Below are 18867 nucleotides of genomic sequence, written 5' to 3'. Positions count from 1 at the left end.
CCTTATCTGTTATCTAGTTTTGAAGGAACAAATGAAGTTTCTTCTTGCAAAATTTCAAAAAGACATTATAATAAAATATGTCTCATTGAAATCAAGTTTGGTGACGATGGCGAAGAGGTCACACCCGTTCCCATTCCGAACACGGAAGTTAAGCTCTTCAGCGCCGATGGTAGTTGGGGGATCTCCCCCTGTGAGAGTAGGACGTCGCCAAGCTTATATTGTTCCGCAGTAGCTCAGTGGTAGAGCATTCGGCTGTTAACCGAACGGTCGTAGGTTCGAGTCCTACCTGCGGAGCCATATTTTTTGGAGAGCTGTCCGAGTGGCCGAAGGAGCACGATTGGAAATCGTGTAGACGGGTAACCCTGTCTCAAGGGTTCAAATCCCTTGCTCTCCGCCATTTAGCACTGGCCCCTTGGTCAAGCGGTTAAGACACCGCCCTTTCACGGCGGTAACACGGGTTCGAATCCCGTAGGGGTCACCATTACATATTGGAGGATTAGCTCAGCTGGGAGAGCATCTGCCTTACAAGCAGAGGGTCGGCGGTTCGATCCCGTCATCCTCCACCATTTAATCGCATAAGAAATTAAATGATTAAGTAAATTGTATCATTTCTATTATTATCGCGGGGTGGAGCAACGAGCAATACTTCACCGAATGAACTGCGAGTTGTACCGATCGAAATGCTTCTTGATCAACTTTCTGAGATCGAGACAGTCTAAGGGAAAACTTAGCGCATAAGCAAAATTGCATTATTTATACCGTCGCGGGGTGGAGCAGTCTGGTAGCTCGTCGGGCTCATAACCCGAAGGTCGCAGGTTCAAATCCTGTCCCCGCAATCATTGGTCCGGTAGTTCAGTTGGTTAGAATGCCTGCCTGTCACGCAGGAGGTCGCGGGTTCGAGTCCCGTCCGGACCGCCATTTTTATGTTAATTAAATTATCTTCGGATTGTTATATATGGCTCGGTAGCTCAGTCGGTAGAGCAAAGGACTGAAAATCCTTGTGTCGGCGGTTCGATTCCGTCCCGAGCCACCATTTTGAGCCGGTGTAGCTCAACTGGTAGAGCAACTGAATCGTAATCAGTAGGTTGGGGGTTCAAGTCCTCTTGCCGGCACCACCTTTCTTTTGATTATATGTGGAGGGGTAGCGAAGTGGCTAAACGCGGCGGACTGTAAATCCGCTCCCTCCGGGTTCGGCGGTTCGAATCCGTCCCCCTCCACCAACTTATATAGGGGCATAGTTTAAAGGTAGAACTGAGGTCTCCAAAACCTCCAGTGTGGGTTCGATTCCTACTGCCCCTGCCAATAAATGATTCTATAATGGCGGTTGTGGCGAAGTGGTTAACGCATCGGATTGTGGTTCCGACATTCGTGGGTTCGATTCCCATCAGTCGCCCCATTTTTATTTTGACAAAAGTTAAATACATAATATATATATTTTTGGGCTATAGCCAAGCGGTAAGGCAACGGACTTTGACTCCGTCATGCGTTGGTTCGAATCCAGCTAGCCCAGCCATTAAGCGGAAGTAGTTCAGTGGTAGAATACAACCTTGCCAAGGTTGGGGTCGCGGGTTCGAATCCCGTCTTCCGCTCCATATACGGCGGCATAGCCAAGAGGTAAGGCAGAGGTCTGCAAAACCTTTACCACCGGTTCGAATCCGGTTGCCGCCTCCATTTTTTTATTTGCCGGTGTGGCGGAATTGGCAGACGCGCACGACTCAAAAGCGAATCTAAAATACATCGGTTATAATTCTTAATATGCCTGAGTGGTGGAATGGCAGACACGCTGCACTCAAAATGCAGTGCCGCGAGGCGTGCCGGTTCGAGTCCGGCCTCAGGTATCATTTAAAAGAAGACTTTCAACGTTCTCGTTGGAGGTCTTTTTTTGTGTTCTTTCAACACGACTGAATTAAGCTAAAATCGTATGCAAATCGTATTCTTGGGCTGGGTTTTAAAAACATTTGCTGGACAAATATCTTGAAACTTCATATTTCTTAGTAAACAAAGTATTTAAAATCGTTAGCGGTGTAACGTCCGGACGATATAGTAAAGTGAATGGATAGTTAAAGAAATATATTTCTAAAATGCAATATATATTGAAAAAATGAAACATGCAAAATAACGAATTATATGAAGGTTGTAAGCTTTTTTAAACTTGTATATTGCAAAAATGCAAAATTATATTTTATATCGATACAAAAAAAGTGGCGAAATCAATAAAGAAAAAGTGGCATGAATCTTGCATATTATTCACATTAGAGACAGGAAGGGGCTTGGTAGATGAATTAGTTATTGTGTTTTAAGTTATAGAAAGTACAGCATTAAAGATAATCAAAAAACCGCTAAAAACAAAAGGAGATGTAAAGTAATGGATAAAATTCGTATAATGCCTAAAGGACATTGGGATTGGAGTATACCTGTAAGTTTTTCACAGGGATGGAAAGTAGGGAATTTGATTTTCGTCGGTGGGCAAGTACCAAGAGATGAAGAAGGAAATACAGTTGGTGTTGGTGATATTGAGGCGCAAACCCACAATGTTTTCGAAAATATACGCATTGTGCTAAATGAAGCAGGGGCTGATATGAAAGATATAGTAAAATTAAACACATTTTATCGGTTTGATGGTAAAGGGGAAGAAGCCCTTGAGTTTTGGGAAAAGATGACGAAAGTTCGCATGGAATATCTTCCTGAACAAGATGGTCCGGCGGGGACAGCAGTTCGTGTATCAGGATTTGCACGTGACGATGTATTATTAGAAGTTGAGGCAATTGCAGTCGTACCGGATGAGAATTAAGAGAGGTGAGAATGAATGATTAGAAACCCCATACCATGGCCGAATGGTGCAAAATGTGCAGTTGCTATTACTTTCGATATGGATACCGATAGTATACTCCATTTAGCTCACCCGGATACGGCAGATACAAAAGTTGCTACACTCTCATGGTTAAAATATGATCAAATTGCTGTACCACGTATTCTTGATATGTATAAAAGCTTCAACTTAAAACAAACCTTCTTTGTACCGGCTTGGTGCATTGAACGGTATCCTGAAACAGTTGAACTAATTTTGAAGGATGGTCATGAAATTGCTCATCACGGTTATTTGCATGAACATCCTAATGAACTAACACAAGAAGACGAGCTTTATTGGTTTCAAAAAAGTACTGAAGTACTCGAAAGATTTACTGGAAAACGGCCGCGTGGCTGGCGTGCACCGTCATATAAATTTTCAAAATATTCTGCGGATATTTTAGCTCAAGAAGAGTTTCTTTACGATTCATCATTAATGGGTGATGACATACCCTACCTACTAAAAACCAGATCAGGCAGTGTTATTGAACTTCCGACAGATTGGTCAATGGACGATTGGCCTCAATATACACATAGTGCCGATTTGGGGAAAGTAATGCCCATTAACTCCCCTGACCGGGCGATGGAAGTGTATTTAGCCCAATTCGATGCTGCTTGGAAGTATGGGGGAATGTGGATATCAGTTTGGCACCCATTTGTTACTGGAAGACTTGCAAGATGTGCCAAGCTTCCAAACATGATTGAATATATGCAAGAAAAGGGCAATGTCTGGTTTGCTACTTTAGAAGAAATCGCGTTGCATGTTGAAAAGTGTATCGATGATGGGACATACAAACCGCGTGAGGATCAATTACCTTATTACGACGGGAAGATTCCGGAGCTGCCTTAATTTTAATTCCAAACACAGGTGAATGAGTGAGGAAATACGAGAGAATCTTATTTTATAATGGGAGTGGTTTAATGCGCACAAGTACTGAATCCAATAAGCTTAAAGAAATATTGAGCAAAGGTCCTGAACCTCATCTCATGACAGGCAGTCAATATAAAGAGAGCTTGAGAGATGGCAGAAGGATTATTGACGCCGAGGGAAATGAAGTTGAAGATGTAACTACTCACCCTGCGTTTAAAAATTCAGTCGAACATTTAGCAAAATTGTATGATTATCAATTTGATCCTGAAACCAGAGATAAAACAACTTACATTGATCCTAAGGATGGCAAGCGCTACAGTTTAGGGTGGGAAGTGCCAAAAACAAAGGAAGATTTGAAACGCCGGCGCGAATTGCTGAGGTTAAGTACCTACCATACACTCGGTGTATTTGGACGGCCGAATGACTATGGTTCAATGAAATCTATAGGGTTCCTTTTGATAAATGATAAGATGAGAGAAGAAAATCCGGAGATGGCAGATAATATAGTGAAATTTATAGAGTTTAGCCGGAAGCATAATATTATGAGTACGGATCTTGTCCCGGATGTTCAAAGTGATCGTTCCGTGCCAGCAAATCAAAGACCAGGCCGATTGCGAATTGTAGAAGAAACTCCTGATGGTGTAGTATTGTATGGTGCGAAACCAGTTGGTTCAGTGGCTGCTCAAGCTCACTTCGTTACAATTTCTACAGGATTGTCACCAGACTTAGGCCCTAATGAAGCGCTCTGGATTGCAGTACCCGTAAACTCAAAAGGACTGACAATGGTTTTACGTGAGCCTGTAACTAATCCGGATTCAACATTTGAAGATCATCCTATTGATTCATTCGGGGAAGAAATGGACAACATGCTAATCTTTGATCACGTTTTTGTGCCACGTGAATATCTGTTTAGCATAAAAAACGTAAAATTATTATCGATTTACGGGGAAACGGGTGTGTTGGCTCATTGGCATATACTCTCCCGGTTAATGTACCGTGCGGAGATATTTTCGGGAGTTGCCCAAACAATCGTTGATATTCTAGGAACTAATTCATTTCAAGGTGTTCGGGAAGACGTATCCGAGGTTGTTTCATATGCTGCTACATTAAAGGCGTTTATTCTCGCAGCGGAAGAGGAAGCTGTGGTTAAGAATGGCGTGTTTATTCCTTCAGAGGAACTTATTACCGCCGGTCGCCTGCACTCAATTGTTCATTATCCAAAAATAATGCATATATTACGTGACCTATGTGGTCAGGGACTAGTCAGCCGTTTTACAGCTAAAGCATGGGAACACCCTGATGTTGGGCCTAAGTTTGATGAATTTTTAAGTGGAACAGGTGTATCTGCTCGTGAAAAGAATAGATTTTTTAATTTCGTTTGGGATCTTACTTCCAGCAGTCATGCTTCACGTGTCGCCTTATTTGAGAATGTAAATTCAACAAATGCCCCTGTAGTTAAATTTAACTTATATAGATTATACGACCGCTCAGCACCAGTTAATTTTGTGCGAAAACATCTTGATTTACCTTCAATAAAATAATGTAACACTAAGTATATAAAACCAAATACTTGTATAAGTCACTGAATACAAAATGATATACTAGTGTTAAAAAATTTCAAAACAGATTTAATTGATACCTTCATCCCTTTTGGTTCGATAACAGTTTACATATAGCCAATAAGGGATGTAAAAGGGAAGCTTTCATAAGTCGGTGATAGGGGGTGTTAAAGGATGAAGAGTCTTAATGAGGAGCCCCCTTTGATCCATTTTAAAAGCAATTGCGATTTTAATATTGACAAAAATAGTCGGAATGTTCGAAAATATCATCGACCAATTATCGTGAATTAATATGTGAATGTATTTTTGTGTTTCAATAGAGGGGGGAGATAGCTGCATGGCACTTGGGGATAGTTTGGCTATTGTTAATGTTTCGAAGTATTACAAAAAGATGAAGGCAGTGGATAATGTTGCATTCAAGGTAAACAAGGGGGAGTTTTTAACGATTTTAGGTCCGAGCGGGTCTGGAAAAACATCTTTACTTAAATTAATTGCCGGACTAGAAGCGGTAACAAGTGGATCGATACTATTAAATAATCAGGATATTACCTCAAAAAAGGCTTACGAACGAGACTTTGGGATGTTATTTCAAAACTATGCTTTGTTTCCACATATGTCCGTATTCGATAACATTGCGTATCCTCTTCGACTTCGTAAAATTTCGAAGCAAGAAATTGTAAAAAGAGTGCAAGATATTTTGGAATTAGTTCATCTGCAAGATTTCGCGTCAAGATTCCCAAAGCAGCTTAGTGGTGGTCAACAACAGCGTGTAGCACTAGCAAGGGCAATTGTCTTTAATCCATCTCTTCTCCTTTTGGACGAGCCTTTGGGAGCTCTGGATAAAAATTTACGCCAGCAAATGCAGTTAGAGATTAAACATATTCAGGAAAAAATCGGTATCACCACCATATGTGTCACGCATGACCAAGAAGAAGCGTTAACAATGTCGGATCGAATCTGTGTTATGAATAAAGGTCGAATTGAACAGATTGATACCCCGGAGAATCTGTATAAAAAGCCTCAAAATCGATTTATTGCGGAATTTATTGGGGAGATTAACTTGATTCGAGGAGAGATTATCGAAACGAATTCCGGTAAAGCGAAAGTATCCCTCGCCAACCAAAAAACGATAACGATCGAGATGGCAGAAGAAATACATAACAACACCATCTTGATTGCCATTCGTCCGGAAAACATTCAAATCGCTGAGCGTGAGTCGCAATTTAACAATACGTTTCGAGCGAAGGTGGTTGAAATGATTTATTTAGGTGAAGTAATCAAGACAAAGACCATTACAGAAGCCGGACAGGAGCTTACTTTGAAAATTCCGCCCCAAATGTCCAAATCCATTACTTGCGGAAAAGATGTAATACTGGGCTGGAACAATGATGATGCAACCGTTATTCCTGATAAAGAGGCGGCAGTTTTATATGCATAAGAAATTGTTTATTAAAATGAAATACAAAAAAGGGGGAATTGTAGTGCTTAAAAAATGGATAATGATTTCAATAAGCTTACTATTATCGTTGAGTCTCGTCGCATGCGGAAACAAGACATCAACAGACGGAAATGGTTCGGCTAAAGAGGATAAGGAGTTAGTGGTAGCGCACTGGGGCGGTGCCATGACCGATGCTTATAAGAAAATTTTCGATGCATTTGAGGAAAAATATGGTGTCAAAGTTACAGTTGTTACTCCAAATGACGCCGGCAAATTCAAAGCTATGGTAGAATCGCGAGCCGTAGAATGGGATGTAGCAAATTTTGATAGTATTTTTGCGCTTCGTTCAGCAAAAGAGGGTCTGCTGGAAAAGCTGGACTACAACGTGATTAATAGTGAAGGTGTACCCGAAGAGTTAGTAAATGAGTATTCAATAGGTTCCGAGTTTATTTCACTCGCTATTTCCTATAACACGAAAAAATACCCGGAAGGCACCCATCCAAAGAATTGGGCCGAATTCTGGGACACAAAAGGTTTTCCAGGTCCCCGAACTCTTTGGAAGTTTCCTCCGGGGTTATTAGAATCCGCTCTATTGGCCGACGGTGTGAAGCCGGAAGAGTTATATCCTTTGGACGTAGATCGTGCTTTTGAAAGTCTCGATAAGATTAAGGAAGACGTAAAGGTGTGGTATACTACCGGAACCCAGGCACCCCAACTTTTAGCCAATGGTGAAGTAAATTTAGCTGCGGGCTGGAGCGGACGAATTTCTACCGCCAAATCTCAAGGTGCTCCAGAAGATCTTGAATTTAATCAAGGGATTATCATCGATGATAGTTGGGTCGTTCCAAAAGGAGCGCCAAATAAGGATTTAGCCATGAAGTTTATCGCTTTTACTCTCGATCCTAAGCAGCAAGCCGCATTCTCGTCAACGATTGATTATTCACCTGCGAATGCAAAAGCTTTGGATTTATTGGACCCCGAAGTCAGGGAACGATTAGGTCAAAATGAGGAAAATGCCAAACAGCAAATATTATTAAACAACGAATGGTGGGTAGAAAACTATGATAAGGTGAACGAGCGTTTTGAACAATGGCTTCTAAAGTGAGATAAATTCCTTTTAATTATTTGAATATTGCCACTAATAAGGAGGACAAGATGGCGACAGAAGTAAAAACTGATCCTAGGGTACCCGTAAAACGGGTATCTCCTGCCTATAGATTGACTCGGATCCCTGGCTTGCAATGGTTGCTGTTATTGGTTCCATTTGCGTATATTCTTTTTCTAGTAGTCTTTTCTATAATAGGTTTCTTTAAATTAAGCATTTACGATGAAACTGGCTTTACGCTTCAATATCTCACGCATATGTTTACGGAAACCGTTTACCTGCAAGTATTGTGGGTAACCCTAAAGATTGCAGCGATTGTAACAGTTATTTCACTGCTTCTCGCTTACCCCGTTGCTTATCTCTTGGTCAAAGTAGAATCGAAAAAGTGGAAGAGTCTAATTATGGGTGCTGTTCTGATTCCGTTTTGGATTAGCCTGCTAGTTCGCACGTTTGCATGGACTATGTTGCTGCAGGAACAGGGAATAATCAACAAGCTCCTGATCTCAGTGGGGATCTTACAGGAGCCTATTCCTCTCCTATATAATACGGCCGGAGTAGTGATTGGCATGACGCATGTGCTGTTACCATACATGGTGCTAAGCCTGTATGCAGTAATGGAAGGTATTGACCAACGTCTGGTTCAAGCTGCCCAGGGTATGGGGGCGCGGCCCTGGAAAGCTTTTATCCAAATATTTTTCCCGCTTTCGCTAACGGGAGTCCTTTCTGGTTCTCTGCTAGTGTTTGTTCAAGGGCTCGGTTATTTTATTACTCCAGCATTGCTTGGTGGACCCGACAATATGATGATTTCTGTGTTAATTCAACGTAATGTAAGCGAAACTTTGAATTGGCATCTTGCCTCAGCCATTGCACTTCTTCTGTTTATTGTGACATTGTTGGTCCTACTTATCTCTTTCTTTTTCCTGCGTAACAACCCTGTTTTGAAGGAGGTAGAATAAGGATGTGGCTGAAAATTATTGTTGGGATTATTCTCCTTGCTCTGATTGCCCCTATTTTTGTCGTTATACCTGTCTCTTTCACCTCGAGCAGCTTCTTTGAATTTCCTCTTCCGGGTTATTCTGCAAAGTGGTATGTAGGCTTCTGGGAAAATGGTGAATGGATAGACAGTCTGTTACGCAGCATTTATATAGCTATATTTGCGTCAGCTTTATCAACAGCCCTGGGGACTATGGCAGCTGTCGCGGTAACAAAGTTAGCATTTTGGGGAAAGAAGTTGTTTATGTCCTTCATGATTGCCCCCATGATTATTCCAGTGGTTATTCTCGGGATTGCACTGTATCATTCCTTTGCCCCGCTGAAACTTACGAATAGTTTCTTGGGACTTGTCCTGGGACATGCGGTACTGGGAATTCCGATTGTTTTTGTGATGATGATAGCAAGTTTAAAAGGGATAGATCGGAATTTAGAGTTAGCAGCAATGGGATTAGGTTCTACCCCGATAGGAGCTTTCTTCAAGGTAACAGTGCCGTTAATAAGACCCGCAGTCTTATCGGGATATTTGTTCGCTTTTATTGCTTCTCTTGATGAGGTGGTTGTTACGATCTTTTTGGCAGGAGCTAAAACAAAAACGCTTCCTGTCGTCATGTGGGAAAACCTGCGTTCACAGATTGATCCAACAATGGCTGCCGTTTCATCGATATTAATTGTCGGAACGATTACGATATTTTTGTTTCAAGGGTGGTTTACCTCCCGGGCTGCACGATTGAAAGATGACAGACTATGAACCAAATAAATTCGAATATTCATCGCGCGAATGTGGGGAGTGGTGTTAGTTGTACTCCCCTTTTAGCGTATTTATTATTGCTGTTGGACGGTTAGTGCTGAAATAGGAGATCATCGCGAAGCTGCATACTGTTGTTGGCGGCAGTATTATTTTGTTTGGGGTATTATCAGGCGGAAAAAAACGTTCGAATTTGAGTCATGCTCCTTAATAATCAATTCATACAGATTAACTCTATTTAAAAAGGGGTGGAAAAAAATGATTTTAAACGAATGGTTGAATAATAGTTTATTTGGTTTGTTTGTGGTGAAAATGGATGGAAAAATAGTTTATGCCAATGAAACTAGTCGGCATTTATTAAATATAGATTCTTCTACAATAGAGAAAGAGTCAATAAAGACAGTTTTACCTAGTAGTAATATCATTACTGTTATAAAACATGAAAAGATTTATTCCTCGATTCATGAAACGACAACTGGTCGATTATTTTTAATAGAGATACCTGATAAAGATAAAGGATTTATTTTACTTTTTAAAGAGGATGATTATCAGAATTTCGTTGATTTATCTGAAGAAATAACAAATTTAACACGTGATTTAAACGCGCTAATGACATTAAGCGGTGAGCTTGTATCAATCATCGATGGCCAGGGAAATTTTTTGAAAGTAAACGAGGCATATCTGCGCTTAATGGGAGTTAAAGAACATGAACTTGTAGGGAGATCAGTTTTTAGTTTACAAGATGAAGGGACTTTTAGTTTGTCCTCTGCAGCACAGGTTATGGAGAAGAAAAAAATGGTGACGATTACTCAAACAACAAAATCGGGGAAACGTCTTATCGTAAGAGGTCATCCAATTTTTAATAAAGATGGGCAAATAGAAAAAGTCATTAATGTAGCGAGGGATGTGACTGAGGAAGATAAGCTAAAAAATAGCTTGGAGGAAACAAGAAAGTTAGTGGATTATTACCAATCGGAATTAAACAACTTAAAAAAAAGCGATTCGGAAATAATTGTGAAGTCGAAGCATATGGAGGAAGTTTATGATTTAGCTTCAAGAATTGCTGATGTTCAAGCTACAGTTTTAATTTTAGGGGAATCTGGTGTTGGAAAAGAAGTGCTCGCCAGGAAAATTCATAAGCTTAGTTCAAGAAATGATCAACAATTTGTAAAAGTTAATTGCGGAGCTATTCCGGAAACATTAATAGAATCTGAACTTTTTGGTTATGCAAAAGGAACATTTACTGGAGCTAACCGTGAAGGAAAACAAGGGTTAATCATGGCCGCTAATAAGGGCACATTATTTTTGGATGAGATAGGAGAGTTACCTCTAAATTTACAAGTAAAGCTGTTACAAGTTTTACAAGATAGGCAGATAACTCCATTAGGACAAACAACCTCCTTTGATCTAGATGTAAGGTTTATTACGGCCACAAATCGTGATCTTGAGGCAATGGTGAATAAAGAAACATTTCGAAAAGATTTGTTTTATCGATTAAATGTAGTGCCTATTACAATCCCTCCCCTCCGCGAAAGAAAGGAAGATATTCCATTTTTAGTCGATTATTTTTTAAGGCAAGTTAATAGTCAGTATAATCAAATAAAAACAATTGACAAGGAAGTGATGCAATTGTTTATTACAAAAAAGTGGGAAGGAAATGTAAGGGAATTACAAAATATAATCGAAAGGTTAGTAGTCACTGTTCCCGACAATCATATAAAGCTTGACCATTTACCCACAGAAATGTTAGAAGTCCAATTTAGTGCATCGCTTACTAACAATGGGTCTTTAAAGGAACAGCTTTTAGCATATGAAAAAAGAATTTTAGAAAGAATGTTACAGTCTTCACGAACGATGAATGAGGCGAGCATAAAACTGGGCGTTGATATTTCTACGATTAGTAGAAAAGCGAAAAGACATGGATTGGATATTACAAAATTAAAATATAATTCCAATAATGAAATTACTTTTTTATACGACAACAAATAACCCAGAATTTGCGGCATAGACCTTGCCGGGAGTATATGAAGTGGAGGATGTTGAATGAAAACATTATTAAATGAATTAAAGCCTTCTTTAGTCCATATTTTTGAACATTTACATACTATTCCGGAAGTGAGTTGGAAGGAATACAAAACGACAGAATACCTTAAGAAATTACTTAAAGAACATGGATTTTCAGTTACTACTTTTGAGGATTGTACAGGGTTACTAGTAGAAATTGGCCATGGTCCGGTTTGCGTGGGGCTTCGGACAGACATAGACGCCTTGTGGCAGGAAGTAGACGGAACGTATCAAGCAAATCATTCATGCGGCCACGATGCACATATGACCATGGTTGTTGGGGCACTGTTGCTTCTCAAAAAATGGATTATAAACCAAATGGAAAATTAAAATTTCTCTTCCAGCCTGCTGAGGAAAAAGGTACGGGAGCATTAAAGCTCATTGAAAAAGGCCTCGTCGATGATATCGATTACTTATATGGAGTTCACCTCAGGCCAATTCAGGAAGTGCCATACGGAAAGGCTTCATCGGGAATAATTAATGGTGCTGCTAAATTTATAGGTGGTGAAATTCGCGGAGAAGATGCACATGGAGCTCGGCCGCATCTTGGCCGGAGTGCTATTGAAGCAGGAGCAACCTTCGTCAATGAGTTAAGCAAGATCCATCTTGATCCCATGGTTCCCTACTCTGTTAAAATGACTTCATTCCACGCAGGCGGAGAAAGCAGTAATATCATCCCAGGGCATGCAACATTTGATTTGGATCTTCGTGCGCAAAAAAATGAGGTAATGGAACAATTAACAGAGCGAGTACAAATAATTGCCGATACCCTCATCACTCTTTATGGCGTAAATATTACCCTCGAAACAAAAGCAGAACTCGCAGCAGCCCAAATTCACCACGAAGCCCAGAAGCTTATGGAGAAAGCAATAATCGAGACACTTGGACAGGGTCATCTTGTGGGACCATATATGTCTTCAGGCGGTGAAGATTTTCATTATTACACAATAAAACGGCCACATATAAAAGCTACGATGCTTGGATTAGGCTGTGATTTGCAGCCCGGACTGCATCACCCTAAAATGAGCTTTAACCGCGAAGCCCTTTTACCAGGCATCGAAATATTAGTAAAGACCATTATAAATACGTTTGAAGCACTTGAACAAAAGTAATTCATACACAAACAGTGGAGGCCCTCTTGTGCGAGTTGTCCTTGTTTTTATGCTTTTCGGACAGTGAAACATATATTTCGATCATGCAAGATATATTGTCAATATACAAAATCTTTTTGATTACCATATAAAAAAAGTGATTAAACCAATAAAGAAAAAGTGGCATGAATATTGCATTTTACTTAGTACCGGGCGAGAAATTAAAGAGGTGAGAATGAATGATTTAAAATAAATGACTTTTGGTTTTTAGGTGGGATGCTGAGATGGTAATAGTAGTGAAGGAGCCGCGTTCAGAAGTGTTCCAGTATTTCAGAGAAGGATTAATAAATTCAAGTTTTTAAAGTTTGAGGTTTTTAGGAGGAAGAAATTATGAGTGAAGTTACAGATTTGTTCAAAGAATCAATGGGCCGTTTGGCTACAGGGGTAACGGTGGTAACATCAGAAGTTGACGGGCGTCCATGGGGAGTGACGGTCAGCGCCTGTTGTTCGATATCGATGGAACCCCCATTACTGTTAATCAGTTTGTTTACTAAAAACGCTAGCACAGAGGCAATTATGGAACAGCAGCGGTTTGGTGTCAGCATATTAAGCAATGACCAAACAAACGTGGCAAAGGCAGGAGCGAAACCGGGAACGGCTAAATTTTTTGAAGAGTTCACAGATTTTGATCATGACGGGAAAACACATAGGGTGAAAGACGCCTTGACACACGTTCATTGCAAAGTGGATAATGTGGTGGTGGCAGGAGATCATACAATTTTTATCGGATTGGTTGAGCATGTCACGGTCAGTGAAATGAAACAACCATTATTACATTTTCATCGTCAATTTGGCAGTTTTATAGATGAGTTAGAAACCGCAGTAAAATAAGATTCAAATTTTAGTTGAAGGACAGAAGAGAGGTTACCTTTTAATCTCCTTCTTGTCCTTTTTACATAAACAATCTGAAATGCTCCAAGAATATCTAAAAAAAGGCGTGAATAAAAATGAAGGTATGCTATTTGTCTTATCCATTGGATCTATCAGAATGCTACATTCCTTCCGCAGTCTCTATGGATTATTTTGACGGGGTCCATTTAGCTCATCAACGAGTCATTCAAACCGGGATTCAAATTGCTGCTAGCAAAAAAGTAGTTCGGAACGTTACGAACAATTCGGAAGGAGCATTTGAAGAATGGCGTGTATATGTGAGGAGGAGTACAAATAGATCCGAGAAGCCTGCAAGCAGAAGTATAGCTTAATAACTTAATAAAAGTGCTTTATTTTTGCTAATAAATTTAGTTTGTAATATTTCAATATGAAGATCAAGTTATATTAACCATATGCCTGCATAAACTGTCTTGACATGTATATGCGGGAGGAATCGAAATGAATGAACAGGATAAATCATATATAGAGCAAATTTTAAACACCTGGGAAAGGCCTCAACGAAAGAGTGCTTTGAAGATGATAAAAAAGTACAGTTATCCTCAAGAAGCTACAATAAGCAGGTTGATTTGGTATAATAACGGGCGATGGAAACGAACCATAGTGCACCGAGACGCTGTGCCACACCACTTTCCGACCACCCATCCTGATTTCCTTGAACAAGTGATTGACTATAAGACCCCTATAAATAAATTCGATGACATTGCCAAGTTTGACGGCAGCACGTATCCTGACCGGACTAAAGGTGAAGTTTCTGCCGTATGTGATAAAGAAGAATTTAATACATTGAACATCAATTTGTTACATGAAATCTCTACAGGGAAACGCACTGTAGAAGAAGCGAGAAGATTTGCTACTGAAACTATCTACAATTATTTGCATCGTAAGATTTCATCTCCATATTTAGAAGCATTCATATTCCCGCCGCAGCATCATACTGCTGATCCCGATGTTCAAATCTTTTAATGAACAAATACCAAACTGAAACAAGGTTCTCTTTGATTACAATACAGTGGGAAGTAAAGGAATCAGCAAATTATTTCTCCGGATGTATTATTGGATTAAGGGTTGCGAAGCTTTCGCAAGGTATTCGGAAGGTAGTTACGAGCAATTCAGAAGGGATTGCGAATATGGAATTTGCTTCATTTTAGAAGTTGATGAACATATAAAATAAAGCGGTTCCCGGCTGATGCCAGGGGCCGCTTCTGCTGTTTTATTGTGTAATCCCTACCCGGTTTAAGCCATCTTCGGTTGCTTGTGATTCCGGGCTGTTTTCTCCATAAATATCAGTTGCTGAGGATAGCAGGGCTTTACGGGCATCGCTGAAATTAGAGTCAGGTGTTAAATAATGAGTGAGAGCTCGGTAATAGATCTTTCCAAGTTTTTCTTTTCCAATTTGGATGCCTGCAAGATAAGCTGCATGGTTGATGATGGAAGAGTTAATATGGACTCCTCCGTTATCAAGGTTAAGCGGAAGGTGGTAGAATTCATTCATATGCTTTGGATACTTACCGCTGCCGTTGCCATATGGTGTGTATTGAGCGTTAACAGGATATTTGCTTGGATTGCTCAGACTGCGTAATGCATCACGGCCGCCAGCAACAGCTTCAACTGCCATAATGTCCTCGCCGACTTCCCAATCGTCTTCATCGACAAGTGCTCCGAAGATATCGGAGAATGCCTCATTTAATGCTCCGGATTGGTTTCGATACTTTAGCCCAGAGGTAAAATTGGTAACGCCATGCGTCATTTCATGAGCAGCAACATCAAGGCCGGCAGATAAGGTATGCATGAATTTTCCATCGCCATCGCCATAGGTCATCTGGCGGCCATTCCAGAAGGCGTTATTATAATTTTCACCGTAATGCACAGTGGAGATGATTTCCATCCCTTTATTATCGAGGGAGTTTCGATCATGCTGATTTTTATAATAGTGATACACCTTTTCGGAATTATAATGGGCGTCTACAGCGGCTCTGTCGTAATCCTCATTCCAGGTGTTGTTCTTTTTGGCAAAGAGCACGCCGGGAAGGGAGATTGTACTGGCTTGCCACTGGTTTTTAAAATCGTATGTAGACATTCCTTCTAATCCATCATGAGAGATGTCATAAAGGAAAAACTGTGTGCCTTCACCGCTGCCGGGCTCATTTTTATGGGATAGATGCAAGTCCCGGCTTGCGCCTAAAACACCTGTACCTTTTCCTTTAATTGGCTTGTATTCATTTGCATGCATTAAACCATTATACTGATCAATGACTTCGCCTGTTTTTGCATTGATGAAAACAAACCAGTTACCTGGCTCGGTCCCTAGAAAGTTCAGATTGACTTTATAGGCAAGGTGATTTTGATCCTCAAATGGATAGACGACTAATTCGTGAGTTGGTGGATAATCGAGGACCTTTGGAGCATCAATGGCTGCTTTGGCTTTTTTTAATGCTTCGTCTGCTTGAATCGTTGGTGTGGTATCCAAATTACTTTCTTCGATTTCATTATAATATTGTCCGTTGATTGTCTTGACCTCGCCCTTCTCGTTATAATGGACAATCAAATGCGAGCCTTCTACCGGCACCCCGTTCTTGGTTTGCTGAAGGCGGGTATGGGTCATTCCGAATTGATCTTTTTCTTTTTTATTTACTTTTAAATTGTTGCCAGGGTTTTCTAGATTTAGCTTGTCCTTGTTTTGTTCAATGAAAGTAATAGCATCTGCATTAGAAGCATTAATATTTCCGACATGTTTCTTAAATATGTTTTGTCCGGACTGGTGTTTTGGACTGGAGTTCTGTAAAGATGTGATCTGTTCGTCCGGTTGAATGGCAGACGTAGTGGCAGGAAGAGCTGCACCAGTAAACAATGAGACTGTTAATACCATGGGAATGACTAACTTTTTGACCATTATATCCCTCCTACTCAAGTACATATATCGTAACCCGAAATATTTCATAAAAATAGGAACTTTCGAATTATTTTTAAGAAGATTTCTTTTTGTTAAAAACGGGTTGAGGGACCCGAATAACTTTTATGGCCTCGGGAAAATTACCTAGTTTTTTTGTCTTTTTTTTAGGACAATGCATATAGTGGTTGTATATCAGTAAAAAATAATTATATTTTTTTAAAGAAAGTAAAACTTTTTTTATATTAAGCTTGTGTAAATGAAAAAGAGGGTATATAATAAATTTTATCGATAAGGAAAACAAATTTCGACAAAATATTTAGTAAGATGCGGGTGTAGTTTAATGGTAAAACCCCAGCCTTCCAAGCTGATGTCGTGAGTTCGATTCTCATCACCCGCTCCATACATAATCACAACGCAGTGTTTCGTTACATAAGAGAACGAGGCATTGCGTTTTTTAAATTATTAGGCATATCACTTTTTGTGGTATGCTTTTTGTAATGAAAAAGAGAACTTTATCTATTCATATAAATCTATAATTAGGCGGGATTGTTTATGAAGGGCAGGAAAGAGACTGGAGAACGGGTTCAATGGAAGCCTTTTTTCAATTTGTTGAATTCAGAGAAACCGCCGGTGATGATTATTGCAGCAGTACTTATATTGAGTCTGCTTGAAACAGCGGCTGCTCTAGTTGTTCCGCTTTTTACAAAAAGGCTTGTGGACATGATGTCGGGAAGTGGAGTGGAGACTAGTGTCATTGTTTTGCTCGTCGGGACTTTTATTGCGCAGACTTTGGCGGGAGGGTTTTCTTTTTATTTCTTGACCTATATCGGTGAAAAGGTCATCGCAGGCATTCGCCGAAAGCTATGGAAACATATTCTGCATTTGCCCGTTTCCTTCTTTGACTCCAACCAGTCCGGGGAAACGCTGAGCCGGATTACGCAGGATACCAATACAATCAAGACGGTGATCACTAATCATTTGGTTACGTTCATTTCAGGGATTATCTCCATTATTGGATCGATCATTATACTCTTTATACTGGATTGGAAAATGACTTCAATTATGTTAAGCATTGTTCCGCTTTCCTTATTGATTATCATGCCGCTTGGCAGGAAGATGTACAAGGTTTCCAGGCAGACACAGGATGAAATGGCGGCATTTAGCGGCAATCTTGGCAGGGTGCTCAGTGAAATCCGGCTTGTCAAATCTTATAATGGCGAAGGTTTGGAAAGGGAAAAGGGATTTCACGGTGTTCAGCAACTATTCCTTTATGGTCTTAAGGAAGCAAGAATTCAAGCAGTCATTTCCCCATTCATGACCACGATCATGATGGTCATCCTGGTTATTTTGATTGGCTACGGCGGAGTGCGTGTCGCCTCAGGACAGTTGACTGCAGGTACCCTGGTGGCAATCATCATTTATATGTTTCAGATTGTTGTGCCATTCAGCCAGATGGCTTCCTTCTTTACGGCGTTCCAAAAAGCGCTGGGTGCCACGGACAGAATTCAGACGCTGCTGGCACTTCCGATTGAAAAGTATGAAGGGAAATCGAACACCTTTTTAAATGCGGACTTGTCTTTTCAGGACGTATCTTTTTCTTACAATCATTCTAAAATGATCGTAAACAATGTTAGCTTTACGGTTCCCTCCAATAAGACGATCGCTTTAGTGGGGCCGAGCGGCGGCGGGAAAACAACGATTTTTTCCTTGATTGAACGATTTTATGATCCTGTACAGGGGACGATTGACATTGGCGGGGTTCCAATCAGGGAGTTGGATCTTTCGGTTTGGAGATCGCGAATAGGGTACGTTTCACAGGACAGCCCGGTAATGACGGGAACGATCAAAGATAATATTTGTTATGGTGTAGAGCGTAAAATGACGGACGAAGAAGTGGTTTCCGCAGCGAAAATGGCAAATGCTGATGAATTTATTTCAGGACTGCCGGATGGCTACAAAACCGAGGTTGGCGAGCGGGGCGTGAAGCTATCAGGGGGACAAAGGCAGCGAATAGCGATTGCCAGGGCAATTCTAAGGGATCCAAAAATCCTTCTTCTCGATGAAGCGACATCCAATCTTGACAGCGAATCAGAGCTGTTGGTGCAGAATGCTGTTAAAAACTTGATGAAAGGAAGGACTACGTTAATCATTGCCCATCGTCTTTCTACTGTTATCGAAGCTGATCAGCTGCTCGTTGTTGAAAATGGCAGGATAACAGGGAAGGGAACACATGCAGAGCTTCTTGAAAGCCATGAACTGTATCAAAAGCTTGCAAAACAACAATTAAGAATCAACACGGATTCGGGAATCTAA

13 protein-coding genes, 16 tRNA genes, 1 rRNA gene and 1 pseudogene are annotated in these 18867 nt (G+C 40.5%); 30 read left to right on the top strand and 1 reads right to left on the bottom strand.

Annotated elements, in window-relative coordinates:
• The first annotated feature begins 96 nt into the window (after window positions 1-96).
• From rrf to ELQ35_RS18270, 28 genes and pseudogenes are all read left to right on the top strand, one after another.
• Window positions 97-213 (top strand): 5S ribosomal RNA (gene rrf, locus ELQ35_RS18405).
• A gap of 9 nt (window positions 214-222) precedes the next feature.
• Window positions 223-297: transfer RNA gene (locus ELQ35_RS18400), tRNA-Asn, on the top strand.
• Between the two features lie 8 nt (window positions 298-305).
• Window positions 306-397, top strand: a tRNA-Ser gene (locus ELQ35_RS18395).
• Window positions 398-406: 9 nt separating this feature from the next.
• Window positions 407-481, top strand: a tRNA-Glu gene (locus ELQ35_RS18390).
• A 9-nt stretch (window positions 482-490) separates the two neighbouring features.
• Window positions 491-566: transfer RNA gene (locus ELQ35_RS18385), tRNA-Val, on the top strand.
• Between the two features lie 196 nt (window positions 567-762).
• A tRNA-Met gene (locus ELQ35_RS18380) sits at window positions 763-836 on the top strand.
• A 5-nt stretch (window positions 837-841) separates the two neighbouring features.
• A tRNA-Asp gene (locus ELQ35_RS18375) sits at window positions 842-918 on the top strand.
• A 39-nt stretch (window positions 919-957) separates the two neighbouring features.
• Window positions 958-1033: transfer RNA gene (locus tag ELQ35_RS18370), tRNA-Phe, on the top strand.
• A gap of 6 nt (window positions 1034-1039) precedes the next feature.
• Window positions 1040-1115 (top strand) — tRNA-Thr (locus ELQ35_RS18365).
• A 20-nt stretch (window positions 1116-1135) separates the two neighbouring features.
• Window positions 1136-1220: transfer RNA gene (locus ELQ35_RS18360), tRNA-Tyr, on the top strand.
• A gap of 8 nt (window positions 1221-1228) precedes the next feature.
• Window positions 1229-1302, top strand: a tRNA-Trp gene (locus ELQ35_RS18355).
• An 18-nt stretch (window positions 1303-1320) separates the two neighbouring features.
• Window positions 1321-1396, top strand: a tRNA-His gene (locus ELQ35_RS18350).
• Between the two features lie 42 nt (window positions 1397-1438).
• Window positions 1439-1513: transfer RNA gene (locus tag ELQ35_RS18345), tRNA-Gln, on the top strand.
• 4 nt (window positions 1514-1517) lie between these two features.
• A tRNA-Gly gene (locus ELQ35_RS18340) sits at window positions 1518-1592 on the top strand.
• 5 nt (window positions 1593-1597) lie between these two features.
• Window positions 1598-1671 (top strand) — tRNA-Cys (locus ELQ35_RS18335).
• A gap of 86 nt (window positions 1672-1757) precedes the next feature.
• A tRNA-Leu gene (locus ELQ35_RS18330) sits at window positions 1758-1838 on the top strand.
• A gap of 527 nt (window positions 1839-2365) precedes the next feature.
• Window positions 2366-2791 (top strand): RidA family protein, encoded by a 426-nt coding sequence (locus ELQ35_RS18325; protein WP_126866648.1) that lies wholly within the window; start codon window positions 2366-2368, stop codon window positions 2789-2791.
• A gap of 15 nt (window positions 2792-2806) precedes the next feature.
• Window positions 2807-3697: a polysaccharide deacetylase family protein gene (locus tag ELQ35_RS18320; RefSeq protein WP_126866647.1), complete on the top strand. Its 891-nt coding sequence runs from the start codon at window positions 2807-2809 to the stop codon at window positions 3695-3697.
• A gap of 71 nt (window positions 3698-3768) precedes the next feature.
• Window positions 3769-5259, top strand: coding sequence for a 4-hydroxyphenylacetate 3-hydroxylase N-terminal domain-containing protein (locus tag ELQ35_RS18315; RefSeq protein WP_126866646.1), 1491 nt, complete (start codon window positions 3769-3771; stop codon window positions 5257-5259).
• A gap of 355 nt (window positions 5260-5614) precedes the next feature.
• Window positions 5615-6715 (top strand): ABC transporter ATP-binding protein, encoded by a 1101-nt coding sequence (locus tag ELQ35_RS18310; RefSeq protein ID WP_126866645.1) that lies wholly within the window; start codon window positions 5615-5617, stop codon window positions 6713-6715.
• A 43-nt stretch (window positions 6716-6758) separates the two neighbouring features.
• Complete coding sequence (locus ELQ35_RS18305; RefSeq protein ID WP_246026128.1) at window positions 6759-7820, top strand: ABC transporter substrate-binding protein; 1062 nt, start codon at window positions 6759-6761, stop codon at window positions 7818-7820.
• A gap of 50 nt (window positions 7821-7870) precedes the next feature.
• The gene (locus ELQ35_RS18300; protein ID WP_126866644.1) at window positions 7871-8776 is read left to right on the top strand and encodes an ABC transporter permease; all 906 of its coding nucleotides are present in this window, start codon (window positions 7871-7873) and stop codon (window positions 8774-8776) included.
• A 2-nt stretch (window positions 8777-8778) separates the two neighbouring features.
• Window positions 8779-9561 (top strand): ABC transporter permease, encoded by a 783-nt coding sequence (locus tag ELQ35_RS18295; RefSeq protein WP_126866643.1) that lies wholly within the window; start codon window positions 8779-8781, stop codon window positions 9559-9561.
• A gap of 255 nt (window positions 9562-9816) precedes the next feature.
• Window positions 9817-11547 (top strand): sigma-54 interaction domain-containing protein, encoded by a 1731-nt coding sequence (locus ELQ35_RS18290; RefSeq protein ID WP_126866642.1) that lies wholly within the window; start codon window positions 9817-9819, stop codon window positions 11545-11547.
• Between the two features lie 54 nt (window positions 11548-11601).
• Window positions 11602-12734, top strand: a pseudogene (locus ELQ35_RS18285) (M20 peptidase aminoacylase family protein).
• A gap of 369 nt (window positions 12735-13103) precedes the next feature.
• Complete coding sequence (locus tag ELQ35_RS18280) at window positions 13104-13604, top strand: flavin reductase family protein (RefSeq protein ID WP_126866641.1); 501 nt, start codon at window positions 13104-13106, stop codon at window positions 13602-13604.
• Window positions 13605-13720: 116 nt separating this feature from the next.
• Window positions 13721-13975 carry a nucleotidyl transferase family protein gene (locus ELQ35_RS18275; protein WP_126866640.1) on the top strand — a complete coding sequence of 85 codons (255 nt, stop codon included), beginning with the start codon at window positions 13721-13723 and terminating at the stop codon, window positions 13973-13975.
• A 127-nt stretch (window positions 13976-14102) separates the two neighbouring features.
• Window positions 14103-14627 (top strand): hypothetical protein, encoded by a 525-nt coding sequence (locus ELQ35_RS18270; RefSeq protein WP_126866639.1) that lies wholly within the window; start codon window positions 14103-14105, stop codon window positions 14625-14627.
• A 247-nt stretch (window positions 14628-14874) separates the two neighbouring features.
• Here ELQ35_RS18270 and ELQ35_RS18265 read toward each other — a convergent pair whose 3' ends face one another.
• On the bottom strand, window positions 14875-16554 hold the full coding sequence (locus ELQ35_RS18265) for a M4 family metallopeptidase (RefSeq protein ID WP_126866638.1): 1680 nt from the start codon (window positions 16552-16554) through the stop codon (window positions 14875-14877).
• A gap of 326 nt (window positions 16555-16880) precedes the next feature.
• Here ELQ35_RS18265 and ELQ35_RS18260 point away from each other — a divergent pair.
• Both ELQ35_RS18260 and ELQ35_RS18255 read left to right on the top strand, forming a co-directional pair.
• Window positions 16881-16954, top strand: a tRNA-Gly gene (locus tag ELQ35_RS18260).
• A 152-nt stretch (window positions 16955-17106) separates the two neighbouring features.
• A complete protein-coding gene (locus ELQ35_RS18255; protein ID WP_126866637.1) occupies window positions 17107-18867 on the top strand; it encodes an ABC transporter ATP-binding protein in 1761 nt (586 codons plus the stop codon).

Source organism: Peribacillus cavernae (genome assembly GCF_003989135.1).
Classification (GTDB): Bacteria; Bacillota; Bacilli; order Bacillales; family DSM-1321; genus Peribacillus; species Peribacillus cavernae.
Note: the sequence above shows the minus strand (reverse complement) of the source record. Positions and strands in the feature narration are given on the sequence as shown.

Coding starts and splice junctions, on each gene's coding strand:
- ELQ35_RS18325 (WP_126866648.1), top strand. CDS start 2,366: ATGGATAAAATTCGTATAATGCCTAAAGGACATTGGGATTGGAGTATA.
- ELQ35_RS18320 (WP_126866647.1), top strand. CDS start 2,807: ATGATTAGAAACCCCATACCATGGCCGAATGGTGCAAAATGTGCAGTT.
- ELQ35_RS18315 (WP_126866646.1), top strand. CDS start 3,769: ATGCGCACAAGTACTGAATCCAATAAGCTTAAAGAAATATTGAGCAAA.
- ELQ35_RS18310 (WP_126866645.1), top strand. CDS start 5,615: ATGGCACTTGGGGATAGTTTGGCTATTGTTAATGTTTCGAAGTATTAC.
- ELQ35_RS18300 (WP_126866644.1), top strand. CDS start 7,871: ATGGCGACAGAAGTAAAAACTGATCCTAGGGTACCCGTAAAACGGGTA.
- ELQ35_RS18295 (WP_126866643.1), top strand. CDS start 8,779: ATGTGGCTGAAAATTATTGTTGGGATTATTCTCCTTGCTCTGATTGCC.
- ELQ35_RS18290 (WP_126866642.1), top strand. CDS start 9,817: ATGATTTTAAACGAATGGTTGAATAATAGTTTATTTGGTTTGTTTGTG.
- ELQ35_RS18280 (WP_126866641.1), top strand. CDS start 13,104: ATGAGTGAAGTTACAGATTTGTTCAAAGAATCAATGGGCCGTTTGGCT.
- ELQ35_RS18275 (WP_126866640.1), top strand. CDS start 13,721: ATGAAGGTATGCTATTTGTCTTATCCATTGGATCTATCAGAATGCTAC.
- ELQ35_RS18270 (WP_126866639.1), top strand. CDS start 14,103: ATGAATGAACAGGATAAATCATATATAGAGCAAATTTTAAACACCTGG.
- ELQ35_RS18265 (WP_126866638.1), bottom strand. CDS start 16,554: ATGGTCAAAAAGTTAGTCATTCCCATGGTATTAACAGTCTCATTGTTT.
- ELQ35_RS18255 (WP_126866637.1), top strand. CDS start 17,107: ATGAAGGGCAGGAAAGAGACTGGAGAACGGGTTCAATGGAAGCCTTTT.